At 66.4% G+C, this 17072-nt stretch carries 13 protein-coding genes; 3 read left to right on the forward strand and 10 right to left on the reverse strand.

Annotated features, from left to right (window positions below):
- Positions 1 to 91: 91 nt before the first annotated feature.
- From ABIE08_RS10800 to ABIE08_RS10845, 10 genes are all read right to left on the reverse strand, one after another.
- Positions 92 to 1462 (reverse strand): LLM class flavin-dependent oxidoreductase, encoded by a 1371-nt coding sequence (locus ABIE08_RS10800; RefSeq protein WP_354550894.1) that lies wholly within the window; start codon positions 1460 to 1462, stop codon positions 92 to 94.
- A 55-nt stretch (positions 1463 to 1517) separates the two neighbouring features.
- On the reverse strand, positions 1518 to 2651 hold the full coding sequence (locus tag ABIE08_RS10805) for a pyridoxal-phosphate-dependent aminotransferase family protein (RefSeq protein ID WP_354550896.1): 1134 nt from the start codon (positions 2649 to 2651) through the stop codon (positions 1518 to 1520).
- A gap of 401 nt (positions 2652 to 3052) precedes the next feature.
- A complete protein-coding gene (locus ABIE08_RS10810) occupies positions 3053 to 3898 on the reverse strand; it encodes an ABC transporter permease (RefSeq protein ID WP_354550897.1) in 846 nt (281 codons plus the stop codon).
- Complete coding sequence (locus ABIE08_RS10815) at positions 3895 to 4785, reverse strand: ABC transporter permease (RefSeq protein WP_354550898.1); 891 nt, start codon at positions 4783 to 4785, stop codon at positions 3895 to 3897. Before ABIE08_RS10815 ends, ABIE08_RS10810 begins: the two co-directional genes overlap by 4 nt.
- A 380-nt stretch (positions 4786 to 5165) precedes the next feature.
- Positions 5166 to 6293, reverse strand: coding sequence for a polyamine ABC transporter substrate-binding protein (locus tag ABIE08_RS10820; RefSeq protein WP_354550899.1), 1128 nt, complete (start codon positions 6291 to 6293; stop codon positions 5166 to 5168).
- A gap of 14 nt (positions 6294 to 6307) precedes the next feature.
- A complete protein-coding gene (locus ABIE08_RS10825) occupies positions 6308 to 7432 on the reverse strand; it encodes an ABC transporter ATP-binding protein (RefSeq protein ID WP_354550901.1) in 1125 nt (374 codons plus the stop codon).
- A 159-nt stretch (positions 7433 to 7591) separates the two neighbouring features.
- The gene (locus tag ABIE08_RS10830; protein ID WP_354550902.1) at positions 7592 to 8155 is read right to left on the reverse strand and encodes a gluconokinase; all 564 of its coding nucleotides are present in this window, start codon (positions 8153 to 8155) and stop codon (positions 7592 to 7594) included.
- 144 nt (positions 8156 to 8299) lie between these two features.
- Positions 8300 to 9598, reverse strand: coding sequence for a glycoside hydrolase family 130 protein (locus ABIE08_RS10835; protein ID WP_354550903.1), 1299 nt, complete (start codon positions 9596 to 9598; stop codon positions 8300 to 8302).
- Positions 9599 to 9635: 37 nt separating this feature from the next.
- Positions 9636 to 11927, reverse strand: a complete 2292-nt coding sequence (locus tag ABIE08_RS10840; RefSeq protein WP_354550905.1) for a glycosyltransferase family 4 protein — start codon at positions 11925 to 11927, stop codon at positions 9636 to 9638.
- Positions 11924 to 12883, reverse strand: coding sequence for a class I mannose-6-phosphate isomerase (locus ABIE08_RS10845; RefSeq protein WP_354550906.1), 960 nt, complete (start codon positions 12881 to 12883; stop codon positions 11924 to 11926). The genes ABIE08_RS10840 and ABIE08_RS10845 overlap by 4 nt, the downstream gene beginning before the upstream one ends.
- A 331-nt stretch (positions 12884 to 13214) precedes the next feature.
- On the opposite strand from ABIE08_RS10845, the gene ABIE08_RS10850 reads away from it, so the two are divergent.
- The 3 genes from ABIE08_RS10850 to ABIE08_RS10860 all read left to right on the forward strand — a co-directional run bounded on the left by ABIE08_RS10850 (position 13215) and on the right by ABIE08_RS10860 (position 17055).
- On the forward strand, positions 13215 to 13970 hold the full coding sequence (locus ABIE08_RS10850) for a FadR/GntR family transcriptional regulator (protein ID WP_436409520.1): 756 nt from the start codon (positions 13215 to 13217) through the stop codon (positions 13968 to 13970).
- A 96-nt stretch (positions 13971 to 14066) separates the two neighbouring features.
- The gene (locus ABIE08_RS10855) at positions 14067 to 15050 is read left to right on the forward strand and encodes a substrate-binding domain-containing protein (RefSeq protein ID WP_354550908.1); all 984 of its coding nucleotides are present in this window, start codon (positions 14067 to 14069) and stop codon (positions 15048 to 15050) included.
- A gap of 97 nt (positions 15051 to 15147) precedes the next feature.
- Positions 15148 to 17055 (forward strand): sugar ABC transporter ATP-binding protein, encoded by a 1908-nt coding sequence (locus ABIE08_RS10860; protein WP_354550910.1) that lies wholly within the window; start codon positions 15148 to 15150, stop codon positions 17053 to 17055.
- The last annotated feature ends 17 nt before the right edge of the window (positions 17056 to 17072 follow it).

Below are 17072 nucleotides of genomic sequence, written 5' to 3' on the forward strand. Positions count from 1 at the left end.
GTGAGAATCTTGCTTGTTCGTCAGCCGGGTTAAAGGAAGAAAGACCCTCACCCAACCCTCTCCCGCAAGCGGGCGAGGGCTAAGAAGAGCCCTACCCCCTCCAGAACTTCCTTCCCGGATGGTCGTCGCGCAAGTGCTTCTGGCCTTTGCCATAGAGACTCTCGCGGAACGTCGAGCCTTGATAGGCCGTCCGCATCAACCCGCGACGGCGCAGTTCCGGCACGACGTATTTCACCGTGTCGACGAAGGTGCCGGGACGGATGGCATAGGTGATGTTGAAGCCGTCGAGATCGGCGATCTCGACCCAGCGCTCCATCTCGTCGACGATCGTCTTGCCGGAGCCGACGAATTTCGGGCCCATGCCGCCGACGCCCATGTAATGGGCGATGTCGCGCAGCGTCCAGACGACGTCGGGATCGGCGTCCGAAAACAGATGCCGGGCGAAATGCGCCGCGTTCGGATTGATTTCGGTCAGCGGCATGTCGGGATCGAACTTCGACACGTCGAGGCCGAGCGGGCCGGCGAACTGCACCATCGCGCCCTCGTAATCGGCATAGGAGAGCAGCTCGGCATATTTTTCCTCCGCCGCGCCATCCGTTTCGGCGGCGATGATGGTGGTGACGGCGAAGGCCTTGATGCTGCGCGGGTCGCGGCCAAGCGCAGCCGCGCGGGCGCGCACATTGGCGACAACGGGCGCGATCACCTCCGGCCGCGTGCCATGCACGAAGACCCCCTCGGCATGGGTGGCGGCAAATCGCTGGCCGCGCGAGGACGAACCGGCCTGGAACAGCACCGGCGTACGTTGCGGCGACGGCTCGGAGATGAAGGCGTCGGGCACGGTGAAATAGCGACCCTGATGCGCGATCGGATGGACCTTGGCCGGATCGACATAGACGCCTCTCGCCTTGTCGATGACGACGGCATCGTCCTCCCAGGACCCTTCCCAGAGCTTGTAGAGCACCTCCATGAACTCGTCGCCGCGATCATAGCGCTCGTCATGCGAGAGCTGCTCGCCGCGGCCGAGATTGCGCGCGGCGCTGTCGAGATAGGAGGTGACGATGTTCCAGCCGACGCGCCCCTGGCTTGCATGGTCGAGGCTCGTCATCTTGCGGGCGAAGCTGTAGGGCTGCTCGTAGGTCAGTGAGACGGTGGCGGCGAAGCCGAGGTTCTTGGTGACCGCCGCCATGGCCGAGAGGATCGAGAGCGGATCGTTGATCGGCACCTGTGTGGCGGTGCGCAAGGCCGCGTCCGGCTTGCCCTGATAGACGTCGAGCATGCCGAGCACGTCGGCGAGAAAGATCGAGTCGAACCCTGCCCCTTCCAGCATCACGGCCAGTTCCGTCCAGTAGCTCAGGTCCTTGTAGCGGTGCGACTGGTCTTCCGGATGGCGCCAGAGGCCGGAGGAGATGTTGACCGGCGAGCAGTTCTCGAAGGCGTTCAAATGGATCGTTCGGGCGGTCATGCGCGGTTCCGGTGCTGGCTTCTCACCTCTCCCTGAGGGAGAGGTGAAGAACGGCCTATTCCGCCGACCCCGCCGGCTCGGCGTCCTGGTAGGTCTTGGCGACGGCCTCGATCGCCGCGTCGATATCGACGCTCTCGCCGAGCGCGGCCAGCGCCTGGCCATAGGCGACGACATTGGCGACCACCGGCCGATAGGCGGCGCGGATGCCGGTGTGGTTTAGGCGAACCAGCAGATGCTCGACGCCGCCGACGCCGAGGCTGATGGCCGAGCCCTCGAACTCGGCTGCAGCGTCGACCAGTGCCTGCGGTTCGATGCCGGCGGGAACCGGCGCCGCCGTCACCAGCGCCGAGGCGGAAGCGTCTTCTTCGATCCACGGCGTAACGCCGAGCGCGCGGAGGCCAGCGCGCGTCGCCTTGGCGGCAAGCTGGTGGCGCTCGATCACCGTCTCGATGCCGTCTTCTTCCGCGTCGATCCGGTCGAGCGCCGCATCGAGCGCCCAGAATTCCAGCGGCGCCGGCGTGCCGGGCAGCGCATCGGCGCCGGGATCCAGCCATTTCTCCTTGAGATCGAGCAGCGACAAGGTAGAGAGCCGCAGCGCCGGCTCCTCGGCAATCCGTGCCCAGGCCGCCTCGCTGACCGAGATGGCGGAAAGGCCGGCCGGGCCGCCCAGCCCCTTTTGCGGGCCGATGACGGCGATATCGATGCCGAGCGTCTGGACCTCGAAAGTGTGGGCGCCGATTGAGGCGACGGCGTCGACCACCAGCAGCGCGCCGCGCGCCTTGGCGCTCTCGGCGATCTCCGGCAACGGGTTCAAGACGCCGTTCGCGGCCTCGCCATGCACCAGCACGACGACATCGACCTCGGCCATGGCGTCGAGCGTCGCCTGGAAGACCGCGAGATCGACAGGCCGGCCAAGTTCGGCCACGACATTCTCGACTATGGCGCCGCCCCGGCGCAGCCAGGTGGCAAAATAGTCGCCATACAGACTGGTGACGACGTTGAGGACGCGAAGGCCCGGCTTGGCGAAACTGGCCGCGACCGCTTCCAGCGCCACGACCGCTTCCGCCTGCACGAAGACGACATCGTCGAAGCTTCGCATCACCGCGCCGATCCGATCGGCCAGCAGGGCATAGCCGACATTGGGATAGGCGGGCGGATCAAGCAGGTCTTCGGCGGAGAACTGGGTCATGAAATGGGTCTCATGCTGGTAGCCGGATCGGGGGATCTGGCTTTCTTCTGTCGCTTCACGGGAGAGGTTTGGGCAAAGCTCTGGTTGAGGGATTATGGAGGCGCGGAATGCGGACCGAATAGATGCTGCAGATTGACCAGTAGAGGCCCGTCAACCGCCCAAGCCAATCGACTTGCTCCACCATCATCCTGAGGTGCTTCGCGGTAGCGAAGCCTCGAAGGAGGGTCCAGCGGAGCACACGACGGCGCGCACGAAATTGCAGATAGCCGCGCGATTTCCAACCGGGCGTTCCCTGGACCCTGCTTCGAGGCCCGGCTTTGCCGGGCGCCTCAGGATGATGAGCGGGCCATGGGCCATAGGGGGCCGGACGATCGGAGAAGGGTGAAGCGGCACGGTCGCGCTCATCGGACATCCCCCAGTCGCACCCGCCCCGAACGTCGCGAAAGCTGGAAGCAGAGCGCCGCGAGGCCGAGCAGGGTTACCGTGAACAGGAAAACGACCGTCGCCGCCGCATAGACGGAGGGCGCCGGGCCGTATTGCAAACTGCCATAGAGATAGACCGGCAGCGTGTTGACAGTGGGCGTCGTCAGGAAGGCGGCGACGACCAGATTGTCGAAGCAGAAGGCATAGGACATCAGCCCGCCGGCCAGGATCGCCGGCAAAAGCTGTGGCAGGACGATGAACCACAGCGTCTTCAGCCGCGTGCTGCCGAGATCGGCGGCCGCCTCCTCTAGCTTCGGGTCGAGCGTCAGGGCGCGGGCACGCACGATCAGCGCCGTGACGGCGATCGCGGCCGGCGTGATGCCGGCGATCAGCGTCGCCGCCCCGAGCGGAATGCCGGTGACGGCATAGAACAGCAGCAGCGAGACGCCGATGACCACTTCCGGCACGATCAGGAGGATATAGGTCAGGCCCGACAGCCATTTTCGTACCTGCGGGCTCGGATGGCGCACCAACGCATAGCCGAGCGAGGCGCCCATGCCGAGCGCGATCAGCGCCGCCCAGAAGGCGACGTAGAGACTGGTCTGGACCGAGCGGCGCAGCGCCAGATCGTTCCAGGCGGCCGGATACCACTCAAGCGTCCAGCCGGTGAAATTCGACGTCTGCTTGCCGACGACGCCGACATTGAACGAATAGATCATCGAGATGGCGAGCGGCGCGAACAGGAACAGGATCGCGAGGCCGAACCAGAGCGTCAGCCCGGCATCGGTGATGCGCTTCTGCCGGCCATCCATGCGGACGCTCATGCCGCCACCTCGGCAAAGCCCTTGGTGAGGCGGGCGAGCGCGGCGACGACGACCGCAACGGCGATGAGCACCAGCACCGCCATGGCCGAGCCGAGCGCATAGTTCTGCGATTGCAGATATTGCGACGAGATCGCCTGCCCCATCAGCACGCCGCGGCTGCCGCCGAGCAGTTTCGGGATCACCATCTCGCCCAGCATGGGCACGGCGGTCAGAAGCACGGCGGTGGCGATGCCCGGCCGCGCCATCGGCAGCGTCACCGCCCAGAAGGTCTGGAAGCGGCTGGCGCCGAGATCGCGGCTCGCCTCGAGCAAAGCGGGCGGCATGCGGTCGAGCACGACGAAAAGCGGCACGATGGCGATCGGCAGATAGGCATAGACCATGCCGATGAAGACGGCGGTCTTGGTGTCGAGCAGATCGAGCGGCCCTTCGTGCAGATGCAGGAAATTCAGCACCACCTCGAACACGCCGCCGCGCGCCAGCAGGATCTGCCAAGACATGACGCGGACGAGGAAGGACGAGAAATAGGGAATGAGGATCAGGACGAGCGCCAGCGTGCGGAAGCGCCCGGCCTTGCGCGCGATGAAATAGGCGACGGGAAAGGCGACGGCGAGGCAAAGCGCCGAGGCGGTGATGGCGAACTGCACGGTGCGCAGGAAGGTCGAAAGGTAGAAGCCGGAAAGCGCGGTCTGGTAGTTTTTCAGCGTGAAGCCGAGCTCGACCGCGCCGAACAGCGAATTGCCGAACGAATAGACGACCGTGAAGGCCAGCGGCGCCAGGAAGAAGATGGCGAGCCAGGCGGTCGGGATAGCAGCGAACAGGTGATCGGCAACGCGCGCCGAGGGCGCACGCTTTGATGTCAGCTGACTGGGTTGGCTCGCGGAAATCATCGGTCCTTTTGCGCAAGATACATCGAGACGGCGCCTGCTTCTTCATCGCGCGCGGAGGAGACCCTCGCGCCAAGAAAGCCCCTCACCCCAGCCCTCTGCCGCAAGCGGTAGAGGGGGCGGACGGAGCTTGTTGCCCCGTCGAGACCGCCCCGGATCAAGCTCCCCCATCATCCTGAGGTGCTTCGCGTCAGCGAAGCCTCGAAGGAGGGTCCAGCCAGACACTCGACTGTGCAGGCACGGACCGGAAGTCCGTAGAGAGCCGCCCGCTATCGCCATGACGGCGTTTCCTGGACCCTCCTTCGAGGCCCGGCTTTGCCGGGCACCTCAGGATGATGGTCGAGTCATGCCAGGGCTATTCCCGGAGCGGATCAGCCCGCGCTTCACCCGCCCGCCGCGGCCTGGATCTCGGCCTGGACCTCGAGATAGACGCCGACCGTCGCCGGGTCGACGACGAAGGAGGTCAGCTTGGAGAAGTCGAGATCCTTGCCGCCGAAGATCAGGTCGGCGTTCTTGGTGTCGGCCGGCAGCTTCTCGCGCAGGCCGGCAAGCGCCGCCGGGAAGCCGATATACTGCGTCTCGGAAAGCTGCACTTCCGGCTCAAGCTGGTAGGACAGGAAATCGTAGACCTGGTCGAGGTTGGGCGCCTTGGCGGGGATGGCGTAATTGTCGACCCAGAGCTCGCTCATCGGTCCCGGCACGACGAATTTCAGCTTCGGATTGAGGCCGATGGCGGCGCGCGCCGTGCCCTGGTTGGTCTGCGCCAGCACGATCGAGCCATTGGCGAGCTGGTTCGGGTCGAGGCCGGAGAAGGTCTTCACATGCTTGGCAAACGCCTTGATCTCCTCGCCGGCAGCGCGGATCTCGGCCTCGGTCGCCTTGTTCCAGTCCTTGCCATGCGTCCAGAGCGACATGCCGATGGTTTCCCAGCCGGAATCCGACAGGCGCACCTTCCCGCTGACGCCAGGCTTGGCGCCGGCATCGAGGAAGTCCTGCCAGGTCTTGATCTCAGCCCCGACGGCTTCCGGATCGTAGACGACGCCGAGCACGCCCCAGTCCTTCGGGATCGAATATTTGTTGCCGGGATCGTAGTCGCGGTCGAGCAGCGCCGGGTCGAGCGAGGCGAAGTTCAGCCGGTTGTGATCGATCTCCTGCAGCAGGCCCTTGTCGGCCATCTGCTTGATCCAGCTCGAGCTCGGGATGACGAGATCGAAATCGGCGCCGGCCGGGCTGTTCAGCTTGGCGAAAAGCGTCTCGTTGGAGTCATAGCTGGTGATGTTGGGCGTCACGCCCGACTTGCGGGTGTAGTTGGCCAGGCTCTCATTGGAGAAATAGTTAGGCCAGGAGAAGACGTTGAGCGTGCCGCCGGTGGTCTCGGCCGAAGCGCCGCCCGGGAAGGCCGACGCGACGGCAAGCGCCGCCGGGGCCGCGCCCAGCAGCCCGAGGACGGAGCGGCGGCTGAAGCCCGCGCCGCGAAGGGAACCGTTGGGAAGAAGCAGATGCCGGGTCATGACGGGGATCCTTGTCAGGAGGACGGACGAAGGGGGTTGGCAACGGGCTCGTCGCGATAGGCGCGCGCGGCCGCGGCAGCAAAGGAGACCAGGACGGCGTCGCCGGGAAGGCGCTCGATGCCGTCCGAACTAGCGCGGCGCTCGATCGATTCAAAGGCGATGCCGCCGGCCGTCACCGCGCGCAGCCGCAGCGAGGGGCCGAGCGCGACGGCGTCAACAAGGCGGGCCGCGAAGCGATTGGGGCCGGAGGCGGCATCCGCCGAGGCGGGGAGAAAGCGGGTTTCTTCCGGCCGGACGATCACCAGCGCCGGATCGCCGGATTTCAGCATGGGGTCGACATGCGAGGCCGCGAGGGGGCCGAGATCGGAGACAAGCGCCCCGTTTTCGCCGAGCGTGGCGCGGATCTGGTTTGCGCTGCCGACAAAGAGGGCGGTCCAGGCATTGACCGGGCGATCGTAGATCGTCGCGGGATCGCCGATCTGCTCGAAGCCGCCATGGCGCATCACCGCGAGCCGGTCGGCCATGCCGAAGGCCTCTTCCTGGTCATGCGTGATGTAGATGAAGGTGGCGCCAAGCTCGGTCTGGATGCGGCGAAGCTCGCGCTGCATTTCTTCGCGCAGCTTGCGGTCGAGCGCGCCGAGCGGTTCGTCGAGCAGCAGCACGGCCGGCTCGTTGGCGAGCGCGCGCGCCAGCGCCACGCGCTGCTGCATGCCGCCGGAAAGCTGGTTGGGCTTGCGGTTGCCGACATCGGAGAGACGCACCAGTTCGAGCAGTTCGCCGGCCTTTTTCCGCCGTGCGGCTCGGCCGACGCCGCGCATCCTCGGGCCATAGGCGACGTTTTCGATGACGGTCATATGCGGGAACAGCGCATAGCTCTGGAACACGGTGTTGACGTCGCGCCGTTCGGCCGGAACGGCCGTGACATTCTCGCCCGAAATCCAGACAGAGCCTTCGTCGGGCGCTTCAAATCCGCCGATGATGCGCATCGCCGTGGTCTTGCCGCTGCCGCTCGGGCCGACGATCGCCAGGAATTCGCCGCGCGGCACCTCCAGCGACAGGCCGGACAGCACACGCTCGCCGCCAAAGCTCTTGGCGATGCCATGCAGCGCGACTGCGATCGGAGGGGGACTTTGCGTCATGGGCGATTGCGAACCAGAAGCCGGGAGGGGCCACGGCGTGACCGCCGCCGCCAGGAAACTAGTACGGGGACGCTCGGCAAGAATCGAGTTGGATTGTTGCCAAGATCCGGCCCGGCTGAGTTTCTTGTTCCGCTTTTTCGCCGGAGCGCCAAATCCTCGTCAATTCAAGGGCTTGACCGCGGCGCCGCCGGCAAGCTCGGCGGCCGCGCGGCGCACGATCTCGGCGATCGAGACATCGACTGCGACGGCGAGCACGTCGGGCTCGTCCGCGCCCGGACGCTCCAGCGTCGCATACTGGCTGTCGAGCAGGCTGGGCGGCATGAAGTGGCCCTTGCGCGCGCCGAGCCGGTCCTTGACCAGCGATTGCGGCGCGTCGAGGAAGACGAAGCGGATCGGCTGGCCGGCGGCGGCGCGGATGCGATCGCGATAGATCTTCTTCAGCGCCGAGCAGGCAACGACGATGCCGGCGGGATGGGCCGCGCGGTCGCCCAGCGTCGCGCCGATCTTGTCGAGCCAGGGCCAGCGGTCGTCATCGACCAGCGGCGTGCCGCTCGCCATCTTGGCGACGTTCGCCGGGCTGTGCAGCCCGTCGCCATCGACGAAATCGATGCCGAGCGCTTCGGCCAAGCCCTCGCCGATGCTGGATTTGCCCGAGCCGGAGACGCCCATGACGATGATGGCGAGCCGTGCGGCCGCGCCGTGTTCCGATTGCGTCGTCACCATGAAATGCGTTCCGCCCCACCCCGTTGAGAAACCAACCCGACAAGGGATAGCGCGAGCCGAGGGCGCGCGTCCACCGGAGAGCATCCCCGTCGAGGCGCAGCCGCGCCACCCTTCCGTATGGAAAGGATGGCGCGGCTTGACGGTTCAGCCGCGCATTTCGCGCAGCAGGGCGTCGATCCGGATCGTCGCGAAGGCGGAGAACGTGTCCGAGACGGCATAGGGCAGGACGAGATAGTCGCCGTGCCGCATGGCGCCGCAGGTATAGACGACGTTCGGCACATAGCCCTCCCGCTCGGACGGCTCCGGCCGCACCAGCGGCTCGCTGGAACGCGCGAGCACCTTGGACGGATCGTCCTTGTCGAGCAGCACGGCGCCGATCGAATATTTGCGCACCGGGCCGACGCCATGGGTCAGGAGCAGCCAGCCCTCGTCGAGCTCGATCGGCGAGCCGCAATTGCCGATCTGCACGAACTCCCACGGGAAGCGCGGCCGCAGGATGGCGACACCGCCATCCCAGGAAAACAGATCGTCCGAATAGATCAGGTACAGGTTCTCATTGTCCTGCCGGCCGATCATGGCATAGCGGCCATTGATCTTGCGCGGGAACAGCGCCATGCCCTTGTTGCGGGCGGCGCTGCCACGCATCGGGCCCATGCGGAAGGTCTGGAAATCCGTCGTCTCGATCAGCTCGGAACGGATCGCGCTGCCGCTATAGGCCGTGTAGGTGGCGTAATAGGTCTTGCGGGGGCCATCGTGGAATTCCACGAAGCGCGCATCTTCGATGCCGTTGGACTGCGAGGCGGTGATCGGGAAGATTAGCCGCTCGCTGATGTCTTCCTCTGGCGAGAAGGCGAGTTCCACCGCCTCGCCGTCGGGCACCGGCGAGCGCGCCACCACCTTCGGCACCGAGGCTAGCCGGACCGTCGGATCCACGGTCACGATCCCCTGGGCCGTCACCGTTCCCGACCGGAAGGTGAGCGACGAGATATGACCCTCGCCGACCGACCGCAGGCTGAGGACGAAACGCTTCTCGCCTTCCCCCGCGCCCGACTGGTCGGGATGCGGCACGATGCTGGGATTGAACAGCGCCGCAGCCTCGAACGAATACTCATGCAGGAAATACGCGCCGATCAGCTGGCGCTGGATCCGGCTGAAAGGAGGATGCGGATCGAAGGCCTCTTCCATCTCGTCGCAGCGGAATTCGAAGGTCCGCAGCAGATTGCGATGCCGGCCGTCGAAATTCTCCAGCACGTCGATCAGCTGGCTGGCGGCCGCTTCCGGGTCGAGGCCAAGCACGCGGTCCACGATGTGGTTGGCGCGGGTCTTTTCCTTCGGATGGAGATCGCGTGGTTCGGTCGCCGGTTTGAACGGCCGAACCACGACGCGAGCAGGATCCGGGCGCAGATAGAGCGCCTGGCGATTCAGGAACGTGACGTGTGTCAATTCGACGTCGCCTTGACTGATGGGATTGGGGGCGAGTTCAAGCACGGAGCGCTCGCAGCTCCGGTTTCACACGATCGCCACTGAGGCGTGCGAGCTGGCGCATCTCGGCCAGGCTCAGAAGATAGGACACGACGGATTCACCTCCGCGGTTTTCATTGGCGCGATCGGGATGCAGCCCGTCGCGACAGCTGCCCGTCTCGGGATCGACCAGCGACACCGAGAGGTCGTTTTCGCCGAGGAACCAGCCAAAGGCGCGCTTCGCCTCGGCTGTCCACGACCCGTCGCCATCGGCCCGCCATGCCGCGAGGCAGGCGGAAATCGTGGCGGTCGCCTCGAGAGGCTGCTGATCGAAGGCAAGCGGCGGCTTGCGCTGCTCGCCAAAGGTGGCGCTGCCCACCGGGCGGAACTGGCCCTTGGGCGAAGTCTGGATCTGGATCAGCCAGCGCAGGCTGCGCAGACCCGCCGCCAGGTAGTCCGCATTGCGGGTGGCCCGGCCGGTGGCGATCATGGCCTGGGGCAGACGTGCATTGTCATAGGAAAGCCCATTCTCGAACCACACCCAATCCTCGGTCTCGGTCTGCTCCAGCAGCGCCAGAAGCCGGTCCGCCAGCAACGTGCGATGCCGCTCGGCGATAGGATCACCCGGAAATGCGGCGCAATAGGGATCCAGGCCGAGCAAGGTAAACGCCCAGGCGCGCGGGGAGCCGAATTCCTCGACGGTGGGCAGCGCCGCGATGAACAGCGAGGCCGCCCAGCGCCGCCGCGAAGGGCTCGCATCGTTGGCCGAGGCCTCGCCCAGCGCCCAGAGGGTGCGGCCGTGGCTGTCCTGCGAGCCGCGATCTTCCAGCCAGCGCCGGTCGAAGCTCATGAAATTGCGGAAATGGCGCGTGTCGGGGTTCCAGGCATGCTGGATGAACGAGGCAAAGCGGGCGGTCAGCGGTTCGGAAAGGCGCTGCTCGCCCGATTTGTTCAGGGCGCAGGCGACGAGCAGCGCGCGCGCATTGTCGTCGACGCAGTAGCCGTGATGGCGATCCGGCACGGAATGAACCGCATGCTGGAACAGGCCGGTATCGTCGCACATTGCGAGCAAGTGGCCGAGCTGCATGGCCGGCGGCGGGACATTGGCAAGCATGGCGGTGCTGGCCGGGGGGATCAGCTTCAGGCGATCGCCACGGCGTGCCGTCTCGAACGAGGCAAGGTAGCGCTTGGCCGTGCTCTCCCAGGTCATCGACCGGCTGGTCGAATAGGCCCGCTTGCGCATCGCCTCGCGGCGCGCGTCATCGGTCAGCAGGTCGGCGATCGCCGCGCCGGTCGCCTTGGCGTCGCCAAAGGGCACCAGCACGCCGCGGCCATCCGCCAGCAGCTCGCTCGCATGCCAATACGGCGTCGAGACCACCGCCTTGCCGAGGCCGAAGCTGTAGGCGAGCGTGCCCGAGGTCATCTGCGCTTCATTGAGGTAAGGCGTCACGTAGACATCGCACATGGCGATGTAGTCGAGCAGCGTTTCACGATCGACGAACTGGTCCTTGAAGACGACATGGGCCTCGACGCCGAGATGGCGCGCCCGTTCGACAAGGCTGTCACGGTAGTTCTCGCCCTGGTCGCGCACGAGATTGGGATGGGTCGCGCCCAACACGACATAGACCGCGTCGGAACGGCTCTCCAGGATCTGCGGCATCGCGTCGATCATGACCTCGATGCCCTTGTTCGGCGACAGGAGGCCGAAGGTCAGGATCACGGTACGGTCGCCGAAGCCGAGCTTGGCCTTCACCGGTTCCGGGTCGACGAAGTCGAAATCGGGAATGCCGTGCGGGATGACGTCAATCTTCTCGGCCGGCACACGATAGATGGTGCGCAGCAGCTCCCGGCCCTTCTCCGCCATCACGACGATGCGCGAGGAAAGGTCGATGATGCGGTCGAGCGCGCGGCGCTGCGCGTCGGTCGGCTCGGCGAGAACGGTATGGAGCGTGGTGATGACCGGCATGTCCAGCCGCGCCAGAAGCGCGATCACATGGCTGCCGGCCTCGCCGCCAAAGATGCCGAATTCATGCTGCAGCGACACCACATCGAAGCCGCCGCGATTGAGATAGTCCGCCGCCGCGACATAGTCCTCGAGCGTGGCTTCCTGGATCTCCAGCGCGACGCTGGTCGGATAGTCATAGCTTCGACCACAATCCGTCATGGCGATGATGGCGGTATCGGCACTGCCGGTCGCCGCGATCGCCTGCTGCAGATCGGTCGTGAAGGTTGCGATGCCGCAGCGGCGCGGAAGCGAGTTGCCAATGAAAGCCACCCGCGTGGTGGTCGAAGTCCGGTGTACAATGGTCATAGAGGAACCTCCGTGATGCGGGACGAGGCGCCAGCCTTTCCGCCGGGATGAGAATTCGGCGCGCCCGCGCGGCGGGCTGCCAAGTCGATAACGGTCGCGTCCGGCATCTCCAGAAGATCGGGATGCGCTTCCGGTCCGAGATAGGCGCAAAGCGCGGTCAGGCCGCCCTCGCCGGCGCTGATCGTGCAGCGCTCATGGTCGAGGAAAACGGCCTCGCCGACGGCCACATGCGTCGGCCCCAGCGTCGCGTCGCCATCGAGGCCGAGGATCCACGTCTCGCCGGGCGCATTCAGGACACGCGTCGTATCCGGCTCCAGCGTCACCCGCTCCAGCACGAAGAACGGGTTGGCGATCAGCACGGTGCGCGAAGGCCCCAGCCGGTGCGGCTTCGGCTGCGCTTCCGGCGGGCCGGCATGGGCCACGGCAACGCCGTCCTCGACATGCAGCTCGCGCTTGCGGCCGTAGTCGAACAGCCGGAACGTCGTGTCGCTTCGCTGCTGGATTTCCGCCAGGACCAGCCCCGGACCGATCGCATGAATGGTGCCGGCCGGGATGAAGATCACCTCGCCGGCGCGGACGGGGTGCCACTGGACGAGATCGGCGATCGAGCCGTCCTCGATCGCCCTGCGGAGCTCATCCGGCCCGATCTCGCGCGTCAACCCGACGGCGACAGCAGCATCGGGTTCGGCGTCGAGGATGTACCACGCTTCGGTCTTGCCGTGCGGCTGGCCCATCTTGTGGGCGTAGTCGTCATCCGGATGGACCTGGATGGAAAGCGGCTGGCTCGTGAAGAGCAGCTTGAGGAGTAGTTCGGGGTCCGCGACGTCCTGGCTCTTGCGCTGGAACCAGATCTCCCCAACGGCGTCGGGATCGTCATGGATCTCATTCCACGGCCGGAGATCGTTCTTTCCCCAGGGCTTGCGGACGGTTCGCATGGACGCATGTTCGATTGTCATGAATCGCTCCTGTTTCGTGCTTTTCAGACAGTCGCCGTGACGATGGATGCGGCCGAACGCCAAGCATCTCCATCACCGAAGACATGGACCCAACGCGACCGGCCCGGCTCCGTTCCCATAAACCTGCCCGTCGATCGGATGACTGGCGCCGGGGTCGGCGGCAGCGGCCTGACGGAGCCAACCTTTTCCGCGAAGGCCCGCGCGGGAGGCGGCCCCCGACGCATCGCGACGTGGAGGAAATGATAGCGCCATCATCGGACGCTTGACTCCGCGAGGGCGGCGCGATTAATGCAACTGGTCTGCTGGTCCGATCAGTCTATTAGTAGGTGCCATGTCGTCCTCGGCGAAAGTCAGTGATCCCGGCCTCATCGCGGAGCTCCCGAGTTTTCGGGAAGCGATCGTGAAGCGTCCGCTGACGACCGTCATCAGCGACAAGATCGCGACCCTGATTGCGTCGGGCATCCTGCAGGTCGGCGATGCGCTGCCGAGCGAGCGCCAGCTCGCCGACGCGCTCAATGTCAGCCGCGACGCGGTGCGCGGCGGCATCCAGATGCTGGCGGCGCGCGGCATTCTCGAGATTTCGCACGGCGCCCGCACCAGGGTTCGCAGCAACGAGGTCGGGCCGGTCGCCGTCGGCTTCGCGATGGCGCGGGCGGTCAACTCCTACGACATCGAATCCGTGCATGCGGCGCGGCTGCTGGTCGACCGCCAGGTGGTCGCCGACGCGGCGCGCAACATCGATGATGCCGGCGTCGCGGTGCTGGAGGCGCTGCTGGAGGCGCAGACGGAGACGCTGGACGATCCGGTCCGCTTCCTGATCAGCGACCGCGAATTCCATGTCGCGCTCTACCAGGCCTCGGGCAATCCGCTGCTCGCCGACATCAGCACCGATCTCTACGCCTACATGATGCAGTACCGGCGCGAGGCGATGGCCTCCCCCGGGGCGATCGCCACCAGCTATGCCGACCACGTCGCCATCGTCGCTGCCGTCAAGGCGCGCGATCCCGACGCCGCGGCCGAGGCCTTCGCCGCTCATACGGGCCGCATCTACACGACGACGCAACCCTTCCTGAAGGGGGGCGCCTGACGCGAATTCGGCGGGCCGCAAGCGAGGACGCGCGGCCCCCGGCGAAACCTATCTTCAACGCAGCCGATCATGGCTGATCCAATGGGAGGAAACACTATGGAACGCAGGACATTCCTGAAGCTTGCCGCCGGCACCACGCTGCTCGCCGGCGCCGGTCTGGGCGGCATCTCCGCCGCCAGCGCCGCCAGCAAGGAAATCGTCTACCTGACGCCGGGCCTCGACCTGCCCTTCTGGCGCTATCTGTCGAAGGGCATCGAGGAGACGGTCAAGGCCAAGGGCTTCAACTTCCAGGCGCTCGACAGCCATAACAGCGCCGAGACCCAGCTCCGCAACGCCCAGGACTCGATCGCCCGCGGCGTGGCCGGCATCATCATCTCGCCGACCGATTCCTCGACCGCGCCGAGCGTACTCGCGCTCGCCCAGAAGGCCGGCATCCCGGTCGTCATCGGCGATATCGGCACCAATGCCGGCGAGTTCGCCTCCTTCATCTCGTCCGACAACTACAAGGGCGCGCATGACGTCGGCGTCGCGCTCGCCGAAGCGCTGAAGAAGAAGGGCTGGGAAGGCGGATCGGTCGGCATCGTCGCCATCTCGCAAGCCCGCAAGAACGGCCAGGCCCGCACCAAGGGCTTCCTCGACGGCCTCAAGGAAGGCGGCTTCACCGGCAAGGAAGCCGGCCTGCAGCAGATGCAGAGCTACACCGCCGACGAGACCTTCAAGTTCACGCAGGACCTGCTCACCGCCAACCCGGACATGCGCGGCCTTTTCATCCAGACCGACCAGCCGGCCATCGGCGCACTGCGCGCCATCAAGGCGGCCCGCCGCAACGGCGAAGTGCTCGTCGCCGCTTTCGACGGCATTCCGGAATTCGTCGACCTGCTGAAGTCGGGCGACCTCGTCGTCTCCGGCATGCAGCAGCCCTTCCTGATGGGCGTCAATTCCGGCGAGGCGCTGCTCGAAGTGCTCGACGGCAAGAAGCCGAAGGCCGAGATCACCGTGCCGATCGTCGCCATCACCAGCACGAATATCGAGCAGGAACTGCCGACCATTCGCCGGACCGTCTTCGCCAACGAAGTCTGATACATAACCCGTCGCGCGGCACCGCCGCGCGACGGGTTTCCTATCCTTCCGCCCCCGCGCAGGATCGCGTCGAGGCCGTCTTCAGGAGCATGATTCGTTGCAGCCCAATTTGGCACCCGTCGCGGAGGCAGACGTTTCCCCCCTCCTCGTCGCGCGGGGCATCACCAAGACATTCGACCGGACGCGGGCGCTGCAGGGCGCCGACTTCGAGCTTCGCGAAGGCGAAGTGCACGGCCTGCTGGGCGCCAATGGCGCCGGCAAGTCGACGCTCTCCAAGGTCATTTCCGGCCACTACACGCTCGACGGCGGCGACCTCTCCTATCGCGGCCACGAGATCCGCCTGCGTTCGACGCGCGACGCGCTGCGCATCGGCATCGCCATCGTGATGCAGGAGACGAGCCTCGTCCCCGACCTCACGGTTCTGGAGAACATCTTCCTGCCCGAACTCGGCCGTCCCGGCCGGCTCGATTACAGCCAGCTGCGCCAGCGGGGCCAGGAGATCCTCAACGATCTCGGCCAGGGCGACAGCCTGCCCTTCGACTGGGAAGTGCGGCGCCTTTCCTCGGCGCAGAAGCAGCTGGTCGAGATCGCCAAGGCGCTGGGCGTGCGCGCCAAGCTGCTGATCTTCGACGAGCCTACCGCATCGCTGAGCCCGGGCGAGGCCGAGCGCCTGTTCGACATCATGGCGCGGCTGCGCGACACCGGCCACGGCCTGGTCTTCGTCTCGCACCGGCTGGAAGAAGTCTTCGCCATCACCGACCGCGTCACCGTGCTGCGCGAAGGCCGCACCGTGATGAATGCGCGCGAGACCGCCTCGCTGTCGCAGGCGGACCTGATCCGCGCCATGGTCGGCGCCGAACTCGGTGCGATCTACGAGCGCAAGGACACCCATACCCGCGAGATCGATGCGCCGGTGGCGCTGGAGGTCCGCAATCTGAGCTCGACGCCGGCCGTGCGCGACGTCTCCTTCTCGGTGAAGAAGGGCGAGATCCTCGGCATTGGCGGCCTGGTCGGCGCCGGCCGCTCGGAGACGGTTGAGGCGATCTTCGGGCTCCGCCCACGCACGGGCGGCGAGGTGGTGCTGAACGGCAAGTCGCTTCGGGGCGACAGCCCGCAGACCTCGATCCGCGCCGGCCTCGGCTTCGTCGCCGAGGACCGCCGCACGCAGAACATCGTGCCCGACCTCTCGGTCAAGGAGAACCTGCTGCTCGCGCATCTCGGCGCCCATCGCGGCTTCTTCTGCAGCTACGCTTCGCGCGAGCGCAAGGTGAAGGAGCTGCTGGCAGGCCTCGGCATGCCCGAGGACCGTCTGATGGACGCCTCGATGCTGAACTTCTCCGGCGGCATGCAGCAGAAGATCATCATCGCCCGGTGGCTGCTGCTGGAGCCCAAGGTGCTGATCCTCGACGAGCCGACCAAGGGCGTCGACATCGGCACCCGCGCCTCGATCTACACCATGCTGCGCGACATCGCGGCCCAGGGCGTGGCGCTGGTCGTCGTCTCCTCCGATTTCGAGGAGCTGCTCGGCCTCTCCGACCGCGTGGTGGTGATGAGCGACGGCCGCACCACGGCCGACCTGCCGAGCGCCATGCTCGACGAGGAAAGCCTGACCCTGCTCGCCGCTCCGCGCACCTCGATGGTGCGCAATACCGAGATGCTGAACGAGCTTGCCCGCGCCCATAATGGCGCCGGCTTCTGGGGCCTGATCGAGGGCGACCGGCTGATCTGCCTCAACGCGGTCGCGAGCAATCCGGCGCTCGACCCCGGCTTCAAGGCCGGCGAGGCGCGCGAGCTCGCCGCCACCCGCATCCCCGAGGCGCTCAAGCGCCGCGAGCCGGTCTTCGTCCCGGAACCCGACGGCGCGCGCACGACGCTGGTCGTGCCGATGACCAGCCCGCGCGGCCACGACCTCGGCTGGGTCGGGCTGTCGCTGCCGACCGACCGCCCGCTGCCCGCTCCGGAAACCATCAAGTCCCGCATCGACACCATGGCGGCAACGCTGTGAGCAAGGAAACTTCGCCC

It is taken from the genome of Kaistia defluvii (genome assembly GCF_040548815.1).
In the GTDB taxonomy this organism is placed as follows: Bacteria; Pseudomonadota; Alphaproteobacteria; order Rhizobiales; family Kaistiaceae; genus Kaistia; species Kaistia defluvii_A.

Coding starts and splice junctions, on each gene's coding strand:
- ABIE08_RS10800 (WP_354550894.1), bottom strand. CDS start 1,462: ATGACCGCCCGAACGATCCATTTGAACGCCTTCGAGAACTGCTCGCCG.
- ABIE08_RS10805 (WP_354550896.1), bottom strand. CDS start 2,651: ATGACCCAGTTCTCCGCCGAAGACCTGCTTGATCCGCCCGCCTATCCC.
- ABIE08_RS10810 (WP_354550897.1), bottom strand. CDS start 3,898: ATGAGCGTCCGCATGGATGGCCGGCAGAAGCGCATCACCGATGCCGGG.
- ABIE08_RS10815 (WP_354550898.1), bottom strand. CDS start 4,785: ATGATTTCCGCGAGCCAACCCAGTCAGCTGACATCAAAGCGTGCGCCC.
- ABIE08_RS10820 (WP_354550899.1), bottom strand. CDS start 6,293: ATGACCCGGCATCTGCTTCTTCCCAACGGTTCCCTTCGCGGCGCGGGC.
- ABIE08_RS10825 (WP_354550901.1), bottom strand. CDS start 7,432: ATGACGCAAAGTCCCCCTCCGATCGCAGTCGCGCTGCATGGCATCGCC.
- ABIE08_RS10830 (WP_354550902.1), bottom strand. CDS start 8,155: ATGGTGACGACGCAATCGGAACACGGCGCGGCCGCACGGCTCGCCATC.
- ABIE08_RS10840 (WP_354550905.1), bottom strand. CDS start 11,927: ATGACCATTGTACACCGGACTTCGACCACCACGCGGGTGGCTTTCATT.
- ABIE08_RS10845 (WP_354550906.1), bottom strand. CDS start 12,883: ATGACAATCGAACATGCGTCCATGCGAACCGTCCGCAAGCCCTGGGGA.
- ABIE08_RS10850 (WP_436409520.1), top strand. CDS start 13,215: ATGTCGTCCTCGGCGAAAGTCAGTGATCCCGGCCTCATCGCGGAGCTC.
- ABIE08_RS10855 (WP_354550908.1), top strand. CDS start 14,067: ATGGAACGCAGGACATTCCTGAAGCTTGCCGCCGGCACCACGCTGCTC.